We start from the raw sequence: 1702 nt of genomic DNA on the forward strand, positions 1-1702 counted from the left end.
AACTGCCTTGTTTTGAAACTTGGTTGGCTTTAATTAGTTTTTAGTATTCTTTATAGAAAATGCCTCGATCAAGGGGCATTTCTAACAATCATTTAACATAAAATTTCTTATACGAAATGCTTGATATTTCTCTTTAAATATCATTATATTAACGTAAGCCGTTCTGGAGTATAGGGCACCAGAACGGCTTTTTATTGATTATTCATGTTCCACGATCACTAATTGAGCGATGTTCCACGGTTTTATTCAGTTTTAATAAACATCATCCGGTTTTTTGAGGAGTCATTATTTCAAGTGCTTGCACTGAAATTGGCTCTTCAAAAAACTGGAGTCTTGGCTAACCATATGGAAGGAAAAAGCGGCTTAGGAAGCCTCTCTTCTTCTGTTCTGGTTCAACATGCTCCGGGATAGGAATACGCTTATTGTCTTGCTGAGGAGTAGTCAATTCGTCATAGTTCGTTGCTAGTTCCGACCGAGGATCCGTTGCTATATCCTGTTTAAAGCTCTGATCGGTAAAGGTAGTCATATTGGCTTTTGGTGCTTCTAGTAAGCGCTGCATAGCTTCAATCTCTTCTTGATAAAACGATTCACGTTCTAAAGATTGATTTTCTCTCTGTATTGCCTGATTTAATTGTTTTTCCAGTATGTCAACTTGACGTTTTAGTAAGTCAACTTCTGTCAAGTTTTGACTGTTAATTGATTGACTTTGATTGACTGTATCCTCTTTTTTTTGTGGTTCCCCAAAAACTCTTAGGGCCTCTGAAAAGTCAATTAATCCATCAGATCCTTTAGATAAATTTCCTTTGTTTATATGTGCATATATGGCTTGTCTTGAATATCCATAAAGCTTAGCTAACTCTGAAACTGACAGTTTTTTCATTATGTAAACCAGTTTTCAACTTGTGTTAATACCTGACTGTTAACTTAACAATTTCAATTAACAATGTCATTGAAATCCTAATTTTCTGAGTAAAGGAAGTAATTCCTTAAATTTCTCTGCATCTTGCAGCATGGCAGCTATACGTACAGCAAACTGCTGATAGCTTTCTGTGCCTTGTGAATATTTACTCATCTCAGGAAGCTCTGAGAGCTTGTTGGCGAATAGATGGCGTTGTTTATCTGTTATTTTTGAAAAGAGGTCTAATGTATTCGGATCTCTTTTAGATTCGACTGAATGCGTGGCTGATTTTTTCTGTTTAAAGCTAAATGAAAAACCAGTAATAGATCTACCTGTTTTATGCTGTTCAACTTTGACAATAATATCGGTATGTTCATTTACTTGTTTTAATGCAATGTCTAAAACATATTTTTTAAAATCATACATTCGTTTGTATTCAGTCTCGAGTACACCTATTTTTTGTCTAAAATCATACATAGTTATGAGAGGCGTTTTTCCAGTACTACGCCATGCAATCAATATTTCATATAAACGAACAGCATAAGCACTTGTTAAATTACTTATTTGTTGTATTTCATACTTTGTAAATTGTTCTTCTAACCTAGTAATTAAAGGCACAATAGCAGGGGCAAAAATAAGTCTAACGACAGCTTCATTATCAATATAAGCCACCTCGCTCACCCATCTTGATTTGTGATTAATAGTGTTACCTTTTTCACTAAGACTCTGATAACTGAATTGTCTTGCAAACAAGTCATCGCAAGCATCTTTTAACGCCTGATAAGCCGTATTTCGATGTACACG

The 1702-nt window shown here is 35.0% G+C and carries 2 protein-coding genes; both read right to left on the reverse strand.

The annotated features are described in order from the left end of the window. Positions 1-337: 337 nt before the first annotated feature. Positions 338-880 carry a plasmid replication DNA-binding protein gene (locus ACU696_RS20905; protein ID WP_154715483.1) on the reverse strand — a complete coding sequence of 181 codons (543 nt, stop codon included), beginning with the start codon at positions 878-880 and terminating at the stop codon, positions 338-340. A gap of 66 nt (positions 881-946) precedes the next feature. Beyond that, positions 947-1702, reverse strand: a 756-nt coding sequence (repM, locus tag ACU696_RS20910; RefSeq protein WP_166436870.1) for a replication initiation protein RepM, incomplete at its 5' end; no start/stop codon positions are given.

The organism is Providencia sp. PROV_01 (assembly GCF_053098325.1).